The sequence below is a fragment of the Gluconobacter albidus genome, from assembly GCF_002723915.1.
GTDB classification, from domain to species: domain Bacteria; phylum Pseudomonadota; class Alphaproteobacteria; order Acetobacterales; family Acetobacteraceae; genus Gluconobacter; species Gluconobacter albidus.
The window spans coordinates 51,686-71,790 of record NZ_BEWL01000009.1 but is presented as its reverse complement, the minus strand read 5'-3'; the positions used below and the strand labels follow the sequence as shown (position 1 = coordinate 71,790).

Annotated in this window: 20 protein-coding genes; 9 read left to right on the top strand and 11 right to left on the bottom strand. The window is 60.2% G+C overall.

Features of this window, described 5'->3' with window-relative positions; translation table 11 throughout:
• Positions 1-25: 25 nt before the first annotated feature.
• The 10 genes from GAL01_RS11035 to GAL01_RS10990 all read right to left on the bottom strand — a co-directional run bounded on the left by GAL01_RS11035 (position 26) and on the right by GAL01_RS10990 (position 11,083).
• Complete coding sequence (locus GAL01_RS11035; RefSeq protein WP_062028333.1) at positions 26-3,130, bottom strand: secretion protein; 3,105 nt, start codon at positions 3,128-3,130, stop codon at positions 26-28.
• A 13-nt stretch (positions 3,131-3,143) separates the two neighbouring features.
• On the bottom strand, positions 3,144-3,623 hold the full coding sequence (locus GAL01_RS11030) for a hypothetical protein (RefSeq protein ID WP_231865245.1): 480 nt from the start codon (positions 3,621-3,623) through the stop codon (positions 3,144-3,146).
• A 174-nt stretch (positions 3,624-3,797) separates the two neighbouring features.
• On the bottom strand, positions 3,798-4,229 hold the full coding sequence (locus GAL01_RS11025) for a hypothetical protein (RefSeq protein WP_062028329.1): 432 nt from the start codon (positions 4,227-4,229) through the stop codon (positions 3,798-3,800).
• 103 nt (positions 4,230-4,332) lie between these two features.
• A complete protein-coding gene (locus GAL01_RS11020) occupies positions 4,333-4,866 on the bottom strand; it encodes a hypothetical protein (RefSeq protein WP_062028327.1) in 534 nt (177 codons plus the stop codon).
• A gap of 10 nt (positions 4,867-4,876) precedes the next feature.
• Complete coding sequence (locus GAL01_RS11015) at positions 4,877-6,070, bottom strand: hypothetical protein (RefSeq protein ID WP_062028319.1); 1,194 nt, start codon at positions 6,068-6,070, stop codon at positions 4,877-4,879.
• A gap of 67 nt (positions 6,071-6,137) precedes the next feature.
• Positions 6,138-7,424: a DotG/IcmE/VirB10 family protein gene (locus GAL01_RS11010; RefSeq protein WP_062028304.1), complete on the bottom strand. Its 1,287-nt coding sequence runs from the start codon at positions 7,422-7,424 to the stop codon at positions 6,138-6,140.
• On the bottom strand, positions 7,421-8,398 hold the full coding sequence (locus GAL01_RS11005; protein ID WP_062028301.1) for a DotH/IcmK family type IV secretion protein: 978 nt from the start codon (positions 8,396-8,398) through the stop codon (positions 7,421-7,423). Before GAL01_RS11005 ends, GAL01_RS11010 begins: the two co-directional genes overlap by 4 nt.
• An 11-nt stretch (positions 8,399-8,409) precedes the next feature.
• Positions 8,410-9,039, bottom strand: coding sequence for a DotI/IcmL/TraM family protein (locus GAL01_RS11000; RefSeq protein ID WP_062028298.1), 630 nt, complete (start codon positions 9,037-9,039; stop codon positions 8,410-8,412).
• A gap of 127 nt (positions 9,040-9,166) precedes the next feature.
• On the bottom strand, positions 9,167-10,213 hold the full coding sequence (locus GAL01_RS10995; protein WP_255308584.1) for a hypothetical protein: 1,047 nt from the start codon (positions 10,211-10,213) through the stop codon (positions 9,167-9,169).
• Between the two features lie 99 nt (positions 10,214-10,312).
• Positions 10,313-11,083: a helix-turn-helix domain-containing protein gene (locus GAL01_RS10990; protein ID WP_062028295.1), complete on the bottom strand. Its 771-nt coding sequence runs from the start codon at positions 11,081-11,083 to the stop codon at positions 10,313-10,315.
• Positions 11,084-11,246: 163 nt separating this feature from the next.
• Between GAL01_RS10990 and GAL01_RS16020 the strand changes: the two genes are divergently transcribed.
• From GAL01_RS16020 to GAL01_RS10945, 9 genes are read left to right on the top strand one after another with little or no spacing between them, the layout of a single operon-like run.
• Entirely contained in the window at positions 11,247-11,663 is a 417-nt protein-coding gene (locus GAL01_RS16020; protein WP_145995626.1) for a hypothetical protein, read from the top strand.
• Positions 11,664-11,717: 54 nt separating this feature from the next.
• Entirely contained in the window at positions 11,718-12,104 is a 387-nt protein-coding gene (locus GAL01_RS10980; protein WP_061501009.1) for a hypothetical protein, read from the top strand.
• Positions 12,101-12,643: a hypothetical protein gene (locus tag GAL01_RS10975; protein ID WP_062028285.1), complete on the top strand. Its 543-nt coding sequence runs from the start codon at positions 12,101-12,103 to the stop codon at positions 12,641-12,643. Before GAL01_RS10980 ends, GAL01_RS10975 begins: the two co-directional genes overlap by 4 nt.
• Positions 12,643-13,836, top strand: coding sequence for a hypothetical protein (locus GAL01_RS10970; RefSeq protein WP_062028283.1), 1,194 nt, complete (start codon positions 12,643-12,645; stop codon positions 13,834-13,836). The genes GAL01_RS10975 and GAL01_RS10970 overlap by 1 nt, the downstream gene beginning before the upstream one ends.
• 1 nt (position 13,837) lies before the next feature.
• Positions 13,838-15,385, top strand: a complete 1,548-nt coding sequence (locus tag GAL01_RS10965) for a hypothetical protein (protein WP_062028281.1) — start codon at positions 13,838-13,840, stop codon at positions 15,383-15,385.
• A 3-nt stretch (positions 15,386-15,388) separates the two neighbouring features.
• Positions 15,389-17,725, top strand: a complete 2,337-nt coding sequence (locus GAL01_RS10960; protein ID WP_062028279.1) for a DotA/TraY family protein — start codon at positions 15,389-15,391, stop codon at positions 17,723-17,725.
• Between the two features lie 8 nt (positions 17,726-17,733).
• Positions 17,734-18,156 carry an HlyD family secretion protein gene (locus GAL01_RS10955; RefSeq protein ID WP_062028277.1) on the top strand — a complete coding sequence of 141 codons (423 nt, stop codon included), beginning with the start codon at positions 17,734-17,736 and terminating at the stop codon, positions 18,154-18,156.
• 48 nt (positions 18,157-18,204) lie between these two features.
• Positions 18,205-19,218 (top strand): hypothetical protein, encoded by a 1,014-nt coding sequence (locus GAL01_RS10950; protein ID WP_062028274.1) that lies wholly within the window; start codon positions 18,205-18,207, stop codon positions 19,216-19,218.
• Positions 19,215-19,742: a hypothetical protein gene (locus GAL01_RS10945; RefSeq protein ID WP_062028272.1), complete on the top strand. Its 528-nt coding sequence runs from the start codon at positions 19,215-19,217 to the stop codon at positions 19,740-19,742. Before GAL01_RS10950 ends, GAL01_RS10945 begins: the two co-directional genes overlap by 4 nt.
• A 33-nt stretch (positions 19,743-19,775) precedes the next feature.
• Here GAL01_RS10945 and GAL01_RS10940 read toward each other — a convergent pair whose 3' ends face one another.
• Positions 19,776-20,075: a hypothetical protein gene (locus tag GAL01_RS10940; RefSeq protein WP_062028270.1), complete on the bottom strand. Its 300-nt coding sequence runs from the start codon at positions 20,073-20,075 to the stop codon at positions 19,776-19,778.
• Between the last annotated feature and the right edge of the window lie 30 nt (positions 20,076-20,105).

Sequence of the window (20,105 nt, the reverse complement as noted above, 5' to 3'; positions counted from 1 at the left end):
CCCCCTCTTTCGTAAACCGTGTGTCTTACGCAGCGGCCCGCTGCTGCTCGTCCATAGCTTCCAGGCGCTCGTACAAGCCCCCGGCAATGCCCTGACCCGACAGAATCTCATCCACCAGAGCGTCCATGACGCCCTGCTGTGCCTGCTCATCCTGAAGAAACGAGCTTTTCATCGCCAGAGCCTTGCGGCGTGCCAGCTCCTTTTCCGCACTTCCGCCTGGAAACACAATGGCAAGGCACCGCAAAGCGCGGCTTGAGGGCATCCGGGCAAAGAGACGCGACCGCAGAGCGGTGTCGTTCGGCGTGCTGGAGAAGGCCCAGAGTTCAATGGGGCCAAGCACGTTGACCAGAAGCTGCTCATATTTGCCTTCGGCTGCGTTCATCACCACGAAGAAGGGCGCACCGTTGCGGCCTGGACCGGGCAGGCGGTTGCGCACCACATAGGCGCTGGCAGGTGTGAGCTTGAAGTTTTCGATCATCTCGTTGGCCTCGCGCTCGTCTCCGCATTTCAGGATCCAGCGGGCCGTGGACTGACCCACGAGATCGGCGCTGAAATCACCGCTGCGCTGACTGATGAACGAAAGCTGCACATTGTGCTTACGGCCCTCACGAACGTCCCGGATCGCCTGCTTATCGACCTGCGGGGCCTCCTTGGGACGATGCCACTCCTCAAAATCGAGACGCTTGATCGTCTCCTTCTTCTCGGTGAAGCGGCTGCGATGATACTCCCGCACATTCTCGGGCATGATCGGCAGATCCGCATATTCCGGGTGCAGGAAGAAGTTCCGGCCGATCAGGTAGCGGCCGAGCATATACATCAGGGCCGTCTGCCGGTTTGCACTCTCTGACCCCTGTGGCGCGACACGGGCCAGATCCAGCACGATGATCCGGGCGTCGCCCAGATCAAGCTGGGTCGGCTCGGAGAGCGTCGGATACTTCTTGATGGCCGCCATGATGTAGCGCTCGAACGCATCAATGAGCGTCTCGTGCGTGGGCAGGACGATTTTGGAATAGCGATTGAAGATTTCCGGCGCGCGGGCCGCTGCAATCAGATCCTGAAGAACCGGAACGGCATGACGTTGGGCAATCCCCGCCAGACGATGCTCGCCCGCAGCGATCAGGGCCGTCACAACGTCACGCCACCAGGTCGGATCCGCACTTTCGAGATCGCCTTCGGCCGCAGCGTGGTGCGGGAGCTGGAGGCCGAGGCGGTGGATAGCCTCATCCACCAGAGGCTCGATACCCTCGCGGTAGTGCTTCGGATTGCCGCCTGCAACACCCGTGCACTGACGATAGGCCTCCGCAATCACGTCGCCGACGAGCTGGTCCATCCCTTCGAAAGGCTGACCATCAAGGGGCGTGGCCAGCAGGGACACAAAGTTGTCGATGGCGACTTCTTCAAGCGGCAGCGGATATTCCAGGCCCACCTGAAGGTCGAAGATATTGACCTCAAAGCCGGGCGCCATCTGCATTTCCACGAAGATGGCCTCATGGGCACGATCCGGCCCGAGCGCGTTGCGGACCATTTCGATAAAGCCGAGAGACGCATGGCCGATGTCCAGCTTCGCCAGCAGCGGCAGCTTGACGCCATTATTGCCCATGGCCGCAGAACTCAGGAGCAGGCCAAGGAGAATGGTGTTTCCGAGCACGGTCTTGCCGCTGCCTGGAGGGGCGACGATGATATCCGCGATATGCTCACGTACACCGCCGCCAGTCGGATCGAACGGCCAGATCCCGCCATCGGGCTTACGAAAGAGGATGGACCCTTGAGGGAAGGGGGAGGCGCTTCGCATCCACGGCATCATGCCCATGGCATCCCCCAGAGGCGCAAGAGCCGGGGTGGCCGTGGAACCCAGAGAAAGCACCGGCACCGACCCCATGGCGGCCTCAAGCGGGTCGCCCGGAACACGGGTGGTCTTGCAGCCGCCCCAGCTTTCGAGGCCCTGAGATAAATCGGCCGCACGGCGACGCAGCAGCTTGTCTTCGCCGACCGGTGCCCAGGTGCTGGCGGTCATCCGCATCCGGACGGAATTATGGTTTTCCGTCTCGCGCATCCGCTTGATGGCCTGAAAAGCCCGTGTGATGTCTTTGTTCCCCGGAAACATGCCGAGCATGGTGGCCCCTGTTTCCTTGATGGCGAACGCAGCCTTGCCACCGCCTTCGAGGATCATGGAACTGCGCCAGGGCAGACGCTTGCGGCCCAGAGTGTTGAGCAGTTCCGAGAACGGGCGCGGATCCTCGGGGCCGAGAAGCATGTCCACGGGCGCATAGGTGTAGTCACCGACCGTCACGAGCTGGCCGCCCTGATTTTCGGCATCCGCGTTGAAAATCTGATCGCGCAGGGACGGCCAGAGCAGGTTTTCGGTCTTTTTGCTCTGTTTTTCGTCATCCGGAAGACGCGGCATGACAGGGTCGCCCACCAGCGTGGGCTTCCAGCCGCTTCCGGCCGTCTCTCGGTAGAGCGTTTCACGCGCCAGCGTGATGGATTCATCGGCCCGGAGCAGCGTTGTGGAGATGCCGAGATTGGACATGCTGTCCTGCACGCGCGCCACAAACGCATCATGTCGGCCTGCCATGAGTTCGGAGCGCAGGGTAAAGCGCTGACCGCTCCCCGCTTTTGGCCACGCCTTGACCTGCTCTTTTCTCTCGGCCGCCACCTGCTTCTTTTCTTCGCGGGTCAGAACGGCCGGTCGGGTCCACAGGATGTAGCAGGCATCCTCCCACCGCATCACCTGAGGCCACCGCAGGCGGCGCTCATTGATGATGTCGTGGAAGTCAGCGTTCATCATGCGCGAAATCTGCTCGCATCCATTGAGCGCCAGCAGATCCACGGCGACGCGGGCCTGATCCGGGTCGGAGATATACCAGCCTTCGATCACATGACCGGTGCCTTCGAGCAGGCCCTGAAGTTCGATGCGCTGCTGTTCGGCGACGGCCTCCACGTCTGCACGCGAGCACATGGTGCGCAGACCATTCACGCGCAGAACAGAGACATACTCGCCCCGGAGTGTCACGAGCCGGTCCTGATGGACGGCGTCCGTATGATTGGTCTCGACATCGCAAAAGGATTCGAGGGGCTGACGAAGAAAGAGGCTCGCGCTGGCAAGCAACTCGGTCAAAAAGCCAGACATTGGAAACTCCGCGTCAGGATGGGGTGAGGGCAAGGGCCTTGTCGAGGAAGGTCGGGTAAACGTCAGCGCCAGCGTCAAGCAGCCTGCCGGTTGGCAGAATGCGCAGGCCTGCGCGGAGGAGAGCGAGATTGCGTTGGACGGCCTCATCGGCGCTGCCACACAGGCGCATGGCCGTTGTGATCTGACGGATGGAGCCGGATTGCAGTCGATGCTCGGCTTCCGCACGTCTGGATTCCAGCAGACGCAGGAGCGTCATGGGCGTCCGGAAAGAGGGGGAAAACTGCGTGCCGAGCAGAGGGTCCGGGATAGCCTTCAGGACGGTGTCCCAGAACTGGCGGTCAGACTGACCCTGTTGTCTGGCCATCAGGCGGAGCGTCTGGTGGGCCGTGCGAACAAGAAACATCAGGCGCGACTGGGAGATTTCCGGCCACCAGACCAGCATGGCCTCGGCGTCGATGGCCGCACGCGATGTGTCCTGCAGGAGATTGCACACCTGGCAGACCCTGAGACCGGCCCCCGAGGAGGGACCAGTCCAGGGAAGACCTGCCCCGGGCGACGGCAAACCGCAGCAGGAGCAGGTGAACGAGCCATCCGACCCGTCTTTCCCGGGCCGGATCTCCTGGTCGAGACCAGGCTGGAGGAAGAACGGATCGGAGGTCATGTCAGCTTACTGGAACTGGTAGCTCTTGGCGGTATTGCTGATTTCAGCATTCCCGTTGGAGGCCGTGTTCGCAGAGTTGTTGATCCACTTCGGACCTGTAGCCGCCACACCGGCCAGAACGAAGCAGACGACGCCGGCAATCGCCATGCCGGGGCGCTTGGTCTCTTCCTTCTGGGACTTGTAGAACAGCACGATACCCGTCACGAGCGCCACAATGGCCAATGCGTAGAGGGCTGCGGCAGAGCCGACACCAATTGTGTCCGTACCTTCCTGCGCCATGTTCTGGATCTGCTTGCCAAGACCGTTGCTAGAGGCCGTACCACCTGCGGCAGCAAGGGCGGTGCCAGCCATCACCATCGGTAGCATGGTTGCTGTCGCGACGGTCGCGCCGATCTTGGTGAGCGCGCGGGAAGAAGACGGGGCTGTCTGGGATGTCATGAGTTGTTTCTCCGTTGTGAGGGACAATCCCCTCTGCCAACCAATCTGACCGCGTGATCTGCGACTGAGGCGGGCGAGGGGTGTTTTTTTTCGTCAGCCCGTTTCAGGGCCAGAAAGAGAGGATCCAGGTGGCGTCTTTGACGGGATTGAGAAGCATGACGCCAAAGACGTACTGGATGCCGCAGCCAAGGCGCTCCCGGTTTGAGCGGCCTCTCTGGATGGCAAACCAGGTCAGGACGGCGAAGAAGCACGTCCAGGCCCCGAACATCTGAAAGAACAGGGCAAAGTCTGTGACGATCGCGAGGATCGCGTCCTTGGGGCCGGTGCCGGTGATCAGGCTGTCCGCCGTGCTGTAACTGGTCGCCGCGTCGCCCAGAGTGACCTGCACGTCGGTTCCGGCCGAGGCCGTGCTTTTGGTGAGGATGACGTTGAACGAGGCGAAGACACCGCACAGAACAAGCGACAGATAGGGCAGCCACGGCTTGTCCTGCAGGGCCTGAATGGTCGGGTGGTAATACTGATAGATCCCGACCAGACTGAAGATCAGACAGCTCACGGCCGCCGCGTAGCAGGCCGTGGGCAGAAGCCAGCCCATGCCGACGGCGATCTCGTGGACGAGATTGACAAGGCCTTCCATGCTGGCCTCCTCAGTTCAGGTCGCCATGAGCCGTGTGCAGAACCCAGGTGGCGCCCTGCTGGCTGATGGTCAGGACTGCGCCGTAGCCGGGAATGACCGTGCCAACACCAACCTCGAACTGACGGGCCTGTCCGCTTGGGGCCGCGCTGTCTTCGATCATGGCGAGTTGTGGTGAGGCCGCAACGATCCGGTAGTGATGGATCCAGGCAGGCTTTGGAGCCGGGCCGGCCACGGCGGCCGGAGCGGGTGGAGCGTTCGAAGACGTCGGGGCCGCAGCCGCAGGCCTGTTCATGGCGGCGCTCAGGGCCGCACGCGCCTTTTCGGCTGCTGCGTGGGCCTGTGCGGCCTCATCCGCACCGGAATTTTCAGCACCCGTGACGGCGTGATTGGCTTCAATCAGGGAAATCCGCCGTGTCAGATCGTTCAGGCGGTCTTCTTCAGCTTTACTGCGCCCTGCCAGAGATTGCCGCAGGCTCTCGACCTCGCCCCGCTCACGTTCGATGACGCGGGCCTCTTCGGTGACGAGCTGAAGCACGTCGATCTGCTGCTGCGTCGCCATGGGCGCGGCCTGAAGGGTCTGGGCTGTCTTGACCGGATCGGCAGGAGGTGTGGGCGGAGCAACGGCCGGAGCCTCAGTCCGGGTGGCGTCAGTCTGGGCTGGTGCAGGCTGCGCTGCGGCTGACGGCGTGGCAACGGCGGCCGCAGGAGGCGCTTTCGGCGACGCAGCAGGCGCGGACGGGTTCGACGCAGCTTTCGGGTGGCCGAGGGTCTGCATTTCCGCAAGATCGGCGGTTGCAGGAGGGGCCGCCACCGGAGGCGGTTCGGGGGCCTGAGCAACGGGCGCTGCCGTCTGATCCATGCCCACTTCCTGACCAGGCGTAGAGACAGGGTGGTGATGGTGCCCACTGGCCGCCAGAATCCCCACGAGAAGGACGCCGCAGATCCCGAGACCCGAACCGCCGTAGAGCTTCTGGCGCGGTGTCAGCGCCTCGTAGCGCGAGATCAGGGGCGTGAGAAAAGAAGAGGAGCGGGATGATGCCGGTTCGACCGTGTGACTGTCAGCGTGGGCCGTTGGGTCGGCTTCGTGACCATCCAGATCGTCCGCCACGCTGTCGTGCTGAGAAGGCGGCGGGGGTGCAGCCGACGCGGGCTCCATCCGACGCGGAGTGGTTTCGGTGTTCAGGTGATGAACTGTGGAACTCATAAAAAAGATCCTTCTGGCTGAGACTGCCAGAAGGATCGGGGAACGATCTGCGACTGAGTGCGGAAATTCAGGGCTTATCGACAACGGGATCCATGAACATGACGCCGACATTCACATTGGCGGCCAGAATGATCCGCGAGCGGGTTGGCGTATCCTGTGTCAGGGCACTGTTAACGGCCGAGGCGGCACTTCCTGCGGCGACGCCGAGCTGCTGGCCCATGTTCAGGCGCTGGATATAGTTCATGCCGCCAAGGGCGCTGTAGCTGCCCGTGACATTGGACGTGGTTTCGATGGCCTGACCGAGGCCCTGCACGAATGCAGCCGCTGCTGGCATGACGAACCGCTGGAAAATCAGAGGATCGACGCTGGAGGCGACACCCTGCTTCATGGTGTCGGGTGCCATCACTACGCCGTTTGTTGCGAGATTGCGGCCCTGATGAATGATCTTGTTGACCTGCACGACCAGGAGCTGTTCGTTTCCGGGTGCCCTTGCGACTGTCGCAATCATGCGGTCGCCAGCGATGGGACCGCTATCGGCCTCAAGCACGATCTGACCGGACAGGTCGCTGTCCGTCGCGGTGACGGTATGGGCATAGATCCCGCGACCGGCAGGAATCAGCGCTGGCGGAGCTGCCGTATCGTGTGAGGCCGTGGCCGCTGCGGATGCGCCCGTTGCCCCACGCGTGGCCATTGTCTTCTCGGCCTGAGGCTGGCCGTCCTGCTCTGGCTTAAACACGGCTTCCTGAAGATCCGAGACAGGGGGCCGGGCCTGAAGGCCTCCTTCGATCCGCTCGATCTCGGCGACATAGCGGGCGCGGCGCTTTTCACGCTCCTGCTGCTCGGCCTGGGAGGTTTCGCCATTGCCAGAAGAGGAATAGGCCGGATCGGTCTGCACAAGCGGTGCCTGCGGTGCATTTTCGATATGCGGCGGCGTTGGCGGCGGTGCAGGAGGGGTAATCGGCGCGTTGTACCCGACTTCCTGCGGCTGACCATGTGCGCCGTCATAGGACAGGACCGCATCCTTTTTTTCGCCCTTGTCCGCGCGCGCAACGGCCGGTGCCAGATCCGGCGTGTAGGACTGGCCTTCGCCCTCGGACTTCTGCGCGGTCTCAGTGTTCTGCAAATGCCGCAGCCGGTCCTGCTCAGGGTTGGTGTTTGTCCCCCCGGGCAAAGCATTCATCTCTGCGATCTGGCCCGGGTCTGATTTGGGCATCTGCTTGGTCTCATGGTGCGAGACGACAAGAACCAGAGCGACAACCGAAACGGCCGAGGCCCCGAGCAGGACCAGGCGACGGTTTCCTCCGCGCGTTGCGCTCGACAGGACGGATTTGAACTTGGGCAGTTTCGGGATCATGGCGTCATGTCCTTGAGAGACGCGGACACGGTCCGACCGGAATCCGACAGGAGAATGTAGGGGGTCTGGCGGAAGGCGTAGAGGGTGTAACCGTCTTCACCACGCTCAGAACTGTCCCAGGCAGGCGTCATGAGCGCTAGCCGCGTGCGGATGTAGAGTTCATTCCCCATCCTCCACGCCCGCACGTCATCAGGGGAGAGACCTTCGACGCTCTGGGGCACGGCAGAGGCCGGAGCGATCCCCGAGAGCATGGCGTTCATGAAGGGCTCTGCCGTGCCAGGGGCGGCTTCCGGACCCATTTCCTGTTTGGCGTTAGGGCCGTCTTCGTTCACGCGCACTGTCAGGTTGTCGTCATAGGTACCCCGACCGGCCAAAAGCAGGAACGAGATCGGCTTGATGGCGCCTTTGAGCGTGACGAGCAGGCCACCACGCGGAGACAGCGACAGGGGCTCGATGTTGATGGTGTTGCTGCCAGAATAAGGAACGCAGGTGTAAAAACCCGTGGTCTGCACGGCAGGGGAACCCCCTTTGCCCCCGTCAGACGAGCAGTTCTTCAGACCATCCGGATTGGCGGATGTGCTGGTCGTGTTCCACGCAATCGGCCAGGGTGCTCCGGAGCGGTCCACGAACGAGACGGCCGTGGGATAGCCCTTGGTCGTGAAAATCAGCGATGTCTGCTGACCGGGTGCGAAAGACACGCGAATGGCCGGGCGGCTTGTCGGAGCCGCGACTTCCGTAGCGACATCCTCACGCGCCTTCTGGTTCTCTTTGAGACGGTTGCCGAGACGACGGATCATCTCCGGCGTCAGGGGTATGGCCTCATCTTCGGCGGCCTGCTGATCCTGTTGTTCGGCAGAGAGAGGGGGAGACGCTGGTGCGGTCTCCGGACCAGGGGCTGCCGACTGTGCCAGCGCGGTGAAGGGCATGAAGCCCATGAGGCCAAGAAGGGCTAACGAAAAGGAACGGGTTTTCATGGCACGGATCCTCACTGCGGGCTGGCCACAAGCTGGGTGATGGCAATGCCGTCAGGGTGATCAGCGTCATCGACACGCTCGACATGCACGGTTGCAATCAGGGTCTGGGAGCTTTCCACATTGACGTTCTCGCAGGTCTGAACGAACGGGAACTGCACGACGTAATGGTGATGACCGTTGACCATGCTTTGCTGGCGAATGGTGGCGGCACGCGTCGGCTGCGCGTAGCAGAGCAGCTTGGCCTCTTTCATTTTCGCCAGATTGCCGTCCTGGACGAAGGACTGCGCGAACGTATTCCAGCCATTGATGGTGAAATGCGATCCGGCTGCGTTAAGCTGCGACGGATAATCCCGGTAATTGATGTTGTAGGGCTTGAGCGACCACTTGATGACCCACGACAGGAAATCTTCCTGACTGAGGATCGGACTGTTCAGCGCGATAGCCGGGCGAGGGGCGTTGATCCCGTCCACGAAGAAATACTTCGGGAGCGGATGATACGACCACGCGCGGGCCAGAAGAACGGCCAGAACGACCACGACAGCCGCGAGGGCGATGGACGTCTGCAAGGAACGCTCAACGATCTTTCCCTGAAAATCAGGATCGGTCAGGCGTCGGCTCAGGGATCCCGAGGAGCGGCTCATGGCGCGGTATCTCCGTGGAACGACAGCGGGGCTGCGGATGGCATTTCAAACCTCATGATGACTGTGTCATCGTCACCGTGACCCGTTGATCTGCGACTGAAGCTGAAAAAATGGAGAAATTTGCGGATTAATCGCCCGAGCGCATGACGGCGGTCTGCTGGTGCAAACGGCTGATACGGCGGCCGTTACGGCGGGTAGTCCAGAAATAGAACCCGGCCTTGCCGAGGCATTCGCGGCGCACGTAATCCATCTTCTTCAGATAGACCTCATACAGGTTGGGATCGAACGCCTTGCGCATGTCTTTCTTGGAGCGCCGCGGCAGATGGAGCCAGCCGGACTGGCTGACGATGGTGCGATCTGTCAGCAGGAAGTCCTCGGCAACAGCATCAGGGGACTGGTGAGCAAAATGCCGCATGGCCAGCTCGTGCTGCATTTCGACGGACCAGCGTGTGGTGCAGGCATTCCGGCTGAAGCCGATAACCAGCCCGGTTGGTGAGTTCCGGACCTGCCATCTGCGGCCCCGACGCTCTTCTGGTGTCAGGCGGGAGGCCTGCTCCCAGGTTAGAACAACGGATGGATCAGCGGGAATGGCCACAGACTCAGCAGGAGGCTGGAGACTGATGAGCTTGCGTTGCAGGCTGCGGACACTGCGGCCCATCTGTTTGGCAATGCGCTGGAGCCCGATGCGACGCTCACGGTGGGCCAGAAGAGTGGCAACGTCGGCGTCCGTCCAGACCACCTCGGCATAGCGCTCTCGTGCGGGCAAGCCGAGGGCGGCGCGCTTCTTGCGAACGGCCATGACTGTGCGGTCGAGGCGCTTTGCTATGGCGGGAAGGTCTTCGCCCTCGGCCCATGCGCGGCTGAGGCGGCTGATGTCGAGAAGGGACCACGCGCGAGGGCTGTTCCTCAGCGCGGTGCGCTTGAGAGGAAGTCCTTCCTCTCGCGCAATGGCTTCGATCTCCAGGCGGCTTATGAAAAGTGCGGCCGCGATGTGCGCAACATTCACACCATGAACGATCATCTTTTTCAAAAGGGATCGTGCTTGCAAGGCTGGGCCGAACGGCGAGAGTCCAGACGAAGGAGAGGTGTCTTGGTCCTTACTCGGAAGCTGCATCCCCGAAGCCAGATAGGCCTGGGTGGACAGGGCAAATGACGGATGGAGAGCTACAGACATCGCTAGACGCACCGTTATCGTTACGAACGATACGCTTATCTAGCGATGAGACCTGTAATGCAAGAAAAAACCGCACCAAACGATAATCTTATCGTCTCTTCAGTTCATAACGTCTTTCGTGACGCGCTGCAGAACGTCCAGTTTATCGAACAATATCCTTGCCTGTTCGGATGTGGATAGGATTCCGCTGTAAAGGCCCCGAACACGAAAGAGAGCAAAAGTGGCGTCTACCTTCGGAAAGCCTGCGAATAGCAACGCTGTCGGTACACGTAGGGCTGCCGCAATCTTCAAGAGGGTATCGAGATTGGGGTTTCGCATTCCTATCTCAATAAGATGGATTGCGGGCGCATGAAGTCCGCTGGCAGCAGCCAAGTCAGCACCGCTCAAGCCTCTGGCCAGGCGAATGTCGCGTATTCGTTCGCCAAGCTCTACGAGAACTGGCTGTCTCTTGTCGGGCGGGACTTTTTTGCCCTCATTAAGAGTTTGGTCTGTCTTTATCCTCTCCACTTCTGAAAGGATTTCAAGCAATGAAGCTCTGTTCTTTTCGAATATCTTACTGAGCGAAAGGCAGACCTGTAGCTCCTCATCAGAGGCTTGGCCTTCCAACGGTAATATTTCATGTCTGTCGGGAGGTAATACGTTTTCAGGAACTTCTTCAAGACCTTGAATTAGTTTCCATAGAGAGTTGTAGGCGGGCGCCTTACCTTTCTCCATGTTCTGAACTGTATTTACTGACAGCCCACTCATAAAGCAGACTCGTACCACATTCAGTTCCCGTTTCTCCCGAACTTCGCGTACTCTATCGCCTAACTCAGTCAGATATCCTTCAACAGAAGCATCATTTGCCTGCGTCTCTGTTTTCTTGTTCATGGCTAGTTCTCTCTCTCGGCAGGCTTACGCACCGGACTTCGGGTCCGGATACTGCAAAATACCTACGAGAGCGCCCCTGACAACTGAGTTCGAATTTAACATCTCTCCTCAGTCGCATGTCGATCTGCGATTTAGAATATTAAGTTATTTCAGGAGAAACCGAGTGTTTGTAATGTTGCCTCCCGCCCATGTGCAGCCAGCTCCAGCAATGCCCAAAGCAATGCTGACTGAAGCGGCCTTCGAGATCAGTCATGCGCCCCCGCCCCTTCCTTCGCCAGCCCCTTCGGGACCAGTCTCTCTGGCACCTCCCGCAGAGCCATCCGTGCAGGCCGAGCCGCCGAAAGTGGTTCATCACTTCCGCATGACGACTGGCTATGGTCATCAGGTGCCATTGTCGTTCGCCGTGAGGCAGATCGTTCCATCAGGTGTCCGTGTCACTTACGGTGCGGGCGTTGATCCAGGTGAGGCCGTGGACTGGCAGGGCGGTCGGGAATGGAACAAGGTTCTGGCCACCACAGTCAGCCCGCTTGGCGAGCGTATCGAGGTCGGGCGCGCGCACGTCACTATTTTGAAGAAATAAGCGTTAGTCGCAGATCGAGCTGCTTTTCTCCTGGGACTTACCCAGGAGAGAGGCATGTCACCAGACGATCCAACACCGCACAGGGACACCCCGCAGAGTTCTCTGGCCCCTAACCTTGCTCTTGCACGGCACAATCTGCTTGAGCATTTCCGTGTCCGGAATGGACACACTTCCGGCACGGACGGGGCGATCATCGCCTCTCTGGCCGACCTCCTTGTGTCTTTACCGAGCGAGGAGCGACGGACCTTTGTTTCCGAAGTGGTCTCGACCGTCAGCGGCGGAGAGGATCTTGTAGCATCTGCGGTCTCCAGCCGTGCTGAACTGGTCGCATGGACAGACAGTCAGAAAAGGGCAGAGCTGTCCGCGCGCGTCTTTTCTGAAGATCGTCTCGCGCTTCTGCGCGACCTTCTCGATCCAGAAGCAGAAAGGGCGGCCGCATGAAACGGGCATCCTTTCTTTTCGTGGCCGCTACTCTTTCGGTCCCTCTGAGCGCATCTGCCGCAACACAGGGTAGCCAGGCCTGCGCAACCCTCACGCAGGCCGCAGCGGACGCCGTAAACGGGCGCATCAAGGCTAACAATGCTTATGAGAAGCAGCCTGAAAGTGTCAGTGGCCTCTCCTGCCTGGACAAGTTTTTCAATGGAACGGGCCTCAATCTCCTGACGAACATTGCGAACCCGGCAGCGCTGATTAATGACGTTGTCGGGCAGGTCGAAGGAGAAATCTGCTCGGCCGCCCAGACCGAATGGGACAATACCGTCGGAGCAGCCCAGCAATGCGGGTTAAGCCTGAACGGTGTGAATGTCGGTCTCGGCCTGTCAGGCGGAAACGGCCTCATGTGCCCCTCCCTGAATTTTGGCGGCAGTGGTCCGCAGCTTGCGGCCGGGAGCCTCGGGAATGGCGATTCAAACGGGTATGTCCGGGGGGAGCCACGTCTGCCGACCGGCTACACCAGCACCTCTCTGGACGGGGTATTCTGATGAAGATCCGCCTCAATCCAACAATCGCAACGATGCTCCTCTGCACGACAGTTCTTGTCGCGATGCCGAAGCCTGCGAATGCGTTCATCGGTGAAGCGGCGGTCGTCGCGGCCATCAGCGCGTTGCAGAAGTTCACGGGCTCCGCGCTGTCGTCGATGACCAAGACGCTGACGTCTCAGTTGAACAATTCAATGGATAGCCTGACGAACCCGAACTCCGTCAGTTCCATGCTGAACAAGGGCTTCACACAGCTCAGTAACTACGAAAAGGCCGGTGTCGCTGCTCAACAGCGCATCGCGGATGCGTCCAATACAGCGATGGCGGAGTTCGCTCGCCGCCAGCAGGATACCACGATCCGCGACGAGCACATGATGAACCCGGAGTTCTGCACAGGGATCGACGGGTCGCAGGCCACCCAGGGCGCGTCTCAGTCAGCCAGAACGGCAACCCGCGCGATTGCGACGATTACGGACAGTCGCGGAGAGGCCGACGCTGGAACGCCGTCTTACTATGGCAAAGGCCAGGGTGTGGCATCGAGCATGGCGCTGCATGGGCGGCGCTATTGCTCGCAGGAAGACGTCACAGCCGGTCTGTGCTCGGCTCTTTCCCGTCTGCCCAATGCGGACCAAAGGGCCATTTCCCTGTTCGGGCAGGACACCCTGTCGGCTGACGGCGGTGTGGACGCTGCCAACGACTACAGCACCACACTTATCCAGCCTGTAGCCCCTGCCGCACTGCGCGGCGAGCAGCTTACGTCCACGTCCGGACGCGAGGCTGCGTTGCGTCGTCGCGCCTACAACGCCCGCATGTCGCTCTCGCGCTACGTGATGAATTTCATCACCTCGCTGGAGATCCCGTCGATCAACCTGACCGATGTGCAGAAAACCGAGATGCAGGCCGAGGGCATGACTGTCTCGGATCAGGCCTCGTGGCTGACGTCGATGAGCCTTGAGGTCAATCGCCGTGTCTCAGGCGTGACCTGGAACAAGAACCTTCAGCAGATGCCACCCGCAACGGTCATGCGTGAGCTGGCGATCGAGCAGGCTCAGGCCAACTACCTCGCCTTGCAGACTTACCGTCTCGGGCTTTTCCAGTCTTCGCTCGCCGCAACACAGGTGGCGCAGCACGAGGAGGAAAGCGAGGCCAAGAGACTTGCCCCCATCCCATCACCAAACGTCAATCCCGGAGGCTGACATGGCCCAGAATGATACGCAGATCCCTGCCCTCGCGGACGTCTTCCAGAGCCTGGAGCGTGTGCGGCCCCAACTTGAGAAGGATGCGCCCCAACTGGCCGGGCAGATCACCCTGCTTGCCCAGAAGCATCAGGATCCGGACCTTGCGGCCAATGAGCGGTTTCGGACCAACGTCGCCTATGTGCTTCAGGACGCCGAGCGTCTGGTCGGACCGGTTCTGCCGCAGGAAAATGGGCTGCGCGAAGAGATGACACAGCGTGCCATGAGCGTGCCCGGCCTGACGTCCGAGACCCTCAAGGGCTTTATGGGGCAGACCGCCGATCTGATGGATCAGCGACTGGTGGACACGGTGCGCTCTGTGTCGGAGCGCGTCGCCTCCATGGGGGCCGATCAGCAGGGTAATCCGGAGATTGACGAGGTTCTTCAATCCCTGTCCGAGCGGGTTGCCACTGCCGCACGGTTCTCGACACACGACCCTGACGCGCAGACCGTTACACAGGACGAACAGGCAGACGTCAGACCTGTGGAACCGGCCTCCGAGTTTGATGGAAGTCCTGAGCCACCACCTTTCGATGATATTCCGGACGCCCCTGAGCCAGAGGACAGTGAGGATCCACGTCTGCAAGAGGGTGACACCTCAACTCGTCCCTCTTCGGAAGAAAAGGCCGATCCACGGATGCACGCCTCTCCTGGAGGCGGGGAGCCGGGAGCAGACCAGCCACAGGCCCACCGCCCTGAGCGACCGGCAAACGCTGGCGCAACCGAGAACAAGAAGGCAGCACCAGAGGCATCGAGCAAAGCTGATACCGGAGCTAAAGCGCAGAATAGACCTGGACCGGCGAAGGAGGAGGCGAAACCCCCTGAACAGGAAGCCGATGAGAAGGTCGTTTATCAGGTGCGCGGCCCGGGTCTCTTTACCCGTCTCGCACAGGCCATTCGTCCTGAGGCCGTGCAGCAGGCCGTCACGCCCGGGTCTAACTGGATGGCCAAGGCGCAGACGATGAATGCTGCCCATGGGCAGCAGGCCGACGCCAACCATCTGGATCAGACCGAGGCCCTGGGCCTGAAGGCGCAAAGTGCTCTGGAAGCCGTGCAGAATACTCCGGCGTCTTCGGTCATGCGGGAGATCGCTGAGGCCGCGAAATCAGAGCCAAACGGCATGGATGGTGTGTTGAGCGAAATGCGGCCGGGAGGTCGGCATGAAGGCCTGCAATCGCGATTTCAAACCGAGCGGAGCACCAACCAGGCGTTCGCAGCGCAGTTGAAGGAAGCGGGTGAGGCGGTCGCGGCCTACGGCGCTCATCGTGAGAAAGCTGCCGATATTGGGGTGCAGCGAGGAACAGAGGCTCAGGTCGAGCAGCGCTTCAACGGCCTGGACAGCAAGATTGGCGAACTCGCCAAGGGGGTGCCGGGAAAGGAAGCCGGGACCAGCATGGTCGAAGAGCTCTCAGAGAAGGCCCGTGAGCTGGTGAAAAAGGCGGTTGAGGCCGTCGCCTCTGTTTTCCGGCCGTCCCCTTCTGCGTCAGCCAGCGCAAGCCCGGGATTATAAGTGATGACTTCTCTCAGACGCTTCAGAAACACGGGTAGGGCGCTCAGCGTCCTGCCCATCTTCCTCACGACAGGAATAGCTCACGCACAGTCGGTCACAGGCAATTCGACGTCGGGAAACTCCACTTATGGCGTGACGTGGAACATGCTCGATCCTGGTGATGATTGGGCCGCGACCATGATCAAGTCGGTCTTTCCGGTGTTCGGGTCGTCCTCGACAACCACCGGCACCGAGGCCACGGTTATCGGAACCATGCTGGGCGATCTGTCCGGCTTCGTCATGGCGTTGGCCATGGCCTTTGTTTCTTACGTCATGATGATGAACATGCACCGCTCGGCCGAAACGTCGAAGGTGCTTGGATCCAATCAGACGTCCATGAGTATCGTGCGTATGGCCTTTGGCGCCATCATGATGCTTCCGGTTGCAGGCGGCTTCAGTGCGGGTCAGGCCGCGTTCGTTCAGGGTTCGCTCTGGGGTGTCGGCATGGCGAAGACGGTCTATTCCTCCGCCGTGCAGGCGATTGGTCCGGACGGAAAAACCATCGCACAGCCCATGGTACCGGGTACGAAAACCATTGTGGCTGGCCTGATCGCCAATGAAATGTGCCGGGATCTGGTCAACCTGGCCTCATCAAATTCGAGCCTTGTGCCAGCCCCGACCGGGAGAACCGTGAAGGCCGTATCCGGCTCCGATCTGGGTATGATTACCTATCCCTATCAGATGACCACGGGAGACGGGCAGCCGGTCTGCGGTTCTGTCACGATCCAGGCTCCGCGCGCAGCGACGAAGATCCTGGGGATCACGGTCGATACGGCCGCCATGCAGCAGCAGATTCTGGATAGTGTCCTGGTGGGCGAGATCCGGCCGCAGGTCCAGCAGGTTGCAACCCAGTTCTGGCAGACCAAGAAGTCCTCCAGTCTGGCACCTCTCGTGACCCTTATGACGCAGGCGACCAATGACTACACCAGCAAGCTGACGGCCAAAGCTGCCAGTATCCGCCAGCAGGTTCAGGCAGCCGTCACACAGCGCAGTACCAGCTTCCAGGCGTGGAACAGCGGGACCAACGGAGACGCGGCCAACACCAAGGGCCGTCTGGATAGTCTCGGCTGGACAGGTGCGGGCGCCTACTACCTTGAGTTTGCCCGTCTCAACGGGGAAACAATGTCCCTGATGGCATCCACTCCGACTGTCAGCGCTCCGACCTATGTTGGACTGGGCGAGGACGTGCACGGAGATATTGCGCCGATGATGCAGTCGATTGGCGCACTCCTGGCCAATATCTCCAATATGGTCGCCACGCAGGACGGCATGAATGCTCCAGGCGGAAGCAGTGATCTCTATGCCGGTGTCACGCCGAGCGGTGATGGCGCAGGGGTGCTGTCTCAGGTCGCGCGGTCTTTGCATCTGAGCGACTACACGCTTCAGACGGTCATGGCGTTCATCGAGCCATCTGGCGCTGAAGGCTACTGGACGGATCCGTTCGGAAACCTCATGGGCCTCGGAAACTGGATGATCACCACGGCCCTTTTGGTCATGGCGTCCGCAGCACTTCTCAGCTCGGACGCTGGATCTGCGGTGACGGCGGCGGGTGCGGCTCTAACCGGCAATTTCGCGGGGGCTGCTGGCATTGGTGTGGGGCATGTCGTCGTGCAGTTCCTCAGCACGCCAATCCTCACAGGCGCAATGGCGCTTCTGCTTCCGGGCCTTACACTCGCGTTCGTGCTGCCGATGATCCCCTGGGTGATGTGGATGGCGGGCGTTGCTGGCTGGCTCATTCTGGTGTGCGAAGGCGTAATCGCTGTTCCGCTCTGGATGCTGGCCCACATGACGATGTCCGGAGAAGGTCTGCATGGGCACGCGAAAGCAGGGTATGCTCTTATCTTCAACGTCCTTTTTCGACCGACCCTGATGCTGTTCGGGCTTTTCCTCGGCTACTTCGTGTTTGATGCCATGTCCTGGCTGATCCACCAGACATTTGGTGTGGCAGCAGGGTTCGTGCTGTCGCATGGCTGGATCGTGACCAATCTTATTGGCGTTGTCGTCATGCTCGGAATGTACGTCACGGTCCATATCACGCTGGCGCTGATGTGCTTCAGGCTGATTGCTATCCTGCCAGAGCGTGTTCCTGCCATGATCGGCTTTCATGAAGGGAACCGCGTCGATCTGGATCAGTTTTCTAAGGATGCTGCGGTAATCGGTATGGCCGGTACTTTGAAAGGAATTGAAAGTTCGCTTGCACCTTCTAAAAAAGGTGAGACGGCAGGTAACTCGAAAAACGGTGGCGCATTGACAAAACAAGGCTCTAACTTGGTAGATACAACGTTAAGCCGTACCACATGAGGTCTGAAATGTTTGGCAATGATGGAATGAGTGGATGGGCCGGGTACATGCTTGGCCAAATGTCTGCCGATTCCACGCGTCGCCGACGTGAGGTGGTGGACAATCTACTGCGTCGTCCTTCTGAGAGCTGGCAGGACAAGTACGCAGTTCTGGTAGCCAAAGCGCAGGAGTTCCTCGACCATATCAAGTGGCAAGAAGGGATTATGAAGGAGCGCAAGGACCAGATTGCGGCTCTTGAGGCAGATCTGGTCCAGGCGCGCTCTGATTTGGAGCGTCAGCAGTCTTTAACAAACCAGTGGAAAGATTTTGGCGATAAGTCGGAAGCTAACTACGACGAGTTGAAGGCTTGGGCAGATAAAGCCGAGGCTTCGCTCAAACAATATCGCTCCCTTTACGGTCCTCTGCCAGACGCTCCAAAAAGCAGCTCTTAGTCGCATCTTAGCTCGATAGGGTCTCCTTAATTCTTCAGGAGACCCTTTATGCGTTCTCGTACTTCTCTTTATCTCGCCGGATCGCTGTTCCTGGCTGCGCCGGCAATGGCGCAGACCCAATGTGCTGTTCCTTCCCCGCCTGCCCAAACATCACCACCTCAAAAGGCCGCTTCGCTCGGGCCTCAGCCGACTGACGCGATCCAGCGACTGGTCCAGGCAGGCAGCGAGATCCTGTGGGCAGAGCCACAGCACGGCCTCCAGACTGGCGTTGCGCACGGCGATAACCAGCTTCTTGTTTTCTTCACACCGGAAAATCACAGCTTCATTATTGGCGGGACGCTCATTCCCGTCCCCTATGATCGCCTTCACGAGCTGATGGGCAAGCGGGCTACAGATCTTGAGGTCTGGCGCAACACCAGAGGCATGTTTGTGCGCAATGGCGACCGTTTCCAGGTTGTCTATGCGACGCCAGACGGTCAGGCCGCGATTGCGGGCACAATATGGGATACCGCAGGTAAAAACGTCACAAGGCAGCAGATCCGCTATATTCCAGGGGCCGTCCCCACGGTTCGGATTGACGTCCAGGGAGGCGGAAAGGCCTCGGCCGGTTCGTTGTCCGAGCAGATCTATGCTGGTGTGATCGGCCAGAAGGGTGCGCCGGAAGTGATCATGTTCATTGATCCGCGCTGCACGTTCTCGATCCGGGCTATGCAGCTCCTTCAGCCCGCCGTTGATAGCGGCAAGCTGCGTCTAAGGGTCGTACCGCTTTCGCTCCTGGATTATGAGGATGGCGGCGCAAGTACGCGCTACGCCAAGGCCATGACTTCGCTGCCTGCGGATGCCAGTATGGTTCAGGCTTGGACGTCTGGCGGCCTCTCGAATGTGCTGGATCAACCGTCTCCTGAAGCGCAGTCGCGACTTGATGCAAACATGGCAGCCGCTAAAGCGGTATCGCTGACAGGCACACCGACCTTTTTCTGGAAGCATCATGATGGGTCTCTGGGGCGTCTCGACGGGGTGCCTCCCGACCTGAACAAGTTCCTGATGGATGTCAGCCAGTGAGTGGGGCGGACGAAAAGAAAGGGGTTCTCGCCAAAACAGGCCGGGCAGCCCGTTTCGTTGTAGGCTCTCCATCTGTCGCAGTCGGGGCCACGAGTATTCGTGACGGCTACAGTCTGCTTCGGACACTATGGGGCATCGTCCGGAGAAAACCTGAAGCGGACGACGGGTTTCAGGTTGATGAATTGGGTCGCATCGACATTGTTGCGACGGCTGACGTGTATGACGTCAGTCCGGCCGCGGTAGAGATCTATCTCCAGAACCAGCAGGCCAGGACGTATCAGCGCGCCTGGGCCGCTGCCCTCATAGGGGCGTGCCTTCTCGCTGCGTGGATCATTGTCGGCCTTAGCGGGTCGTGGCGGAGCCAGACGCTTGTGACCGCGATCGAGATGATGCCGTTCTGGTTCGCTCTGGGGCTCTATATTCTGCAGAATGGGTGGATGAACTGGCAGTTTCGTCAGCGAAGGAAGGCCGGGATGCTGGCCTATATCAGAGAGGCCGACACCCTTTTTCCTCGACGGTCCTGAAACAGGAAGCGGCCCCAGAGGGCCGCTTTTCTTTTAGAAGGTTCCGGGTGGGTGCGTGGAGTTGTTGTTGGGGCCACCAACGGCCCAGGCCGCGTGCTCGTAGTCTTCACGGCCCCCAGAATTGCGGGGATCTTCCACCTTCACGATATGACCTTGCCGATCATAGACAGGTGGTGCCCAGACGGCTCTGGATGACCCGTAGGCCGCACCCGGCTCATAGCGAGCATGTTTGAGTGGAGGCGGCTTGGGGCCATGGCCATGATAGGCGGAAACGTTGCCTGAGCAGGCGGTCAGAATAAGAAGTCCGAAGACTGGCAAAAGACGCGTCATCATATGTGAATCTCCTGAGTGGAGATCAGAGAA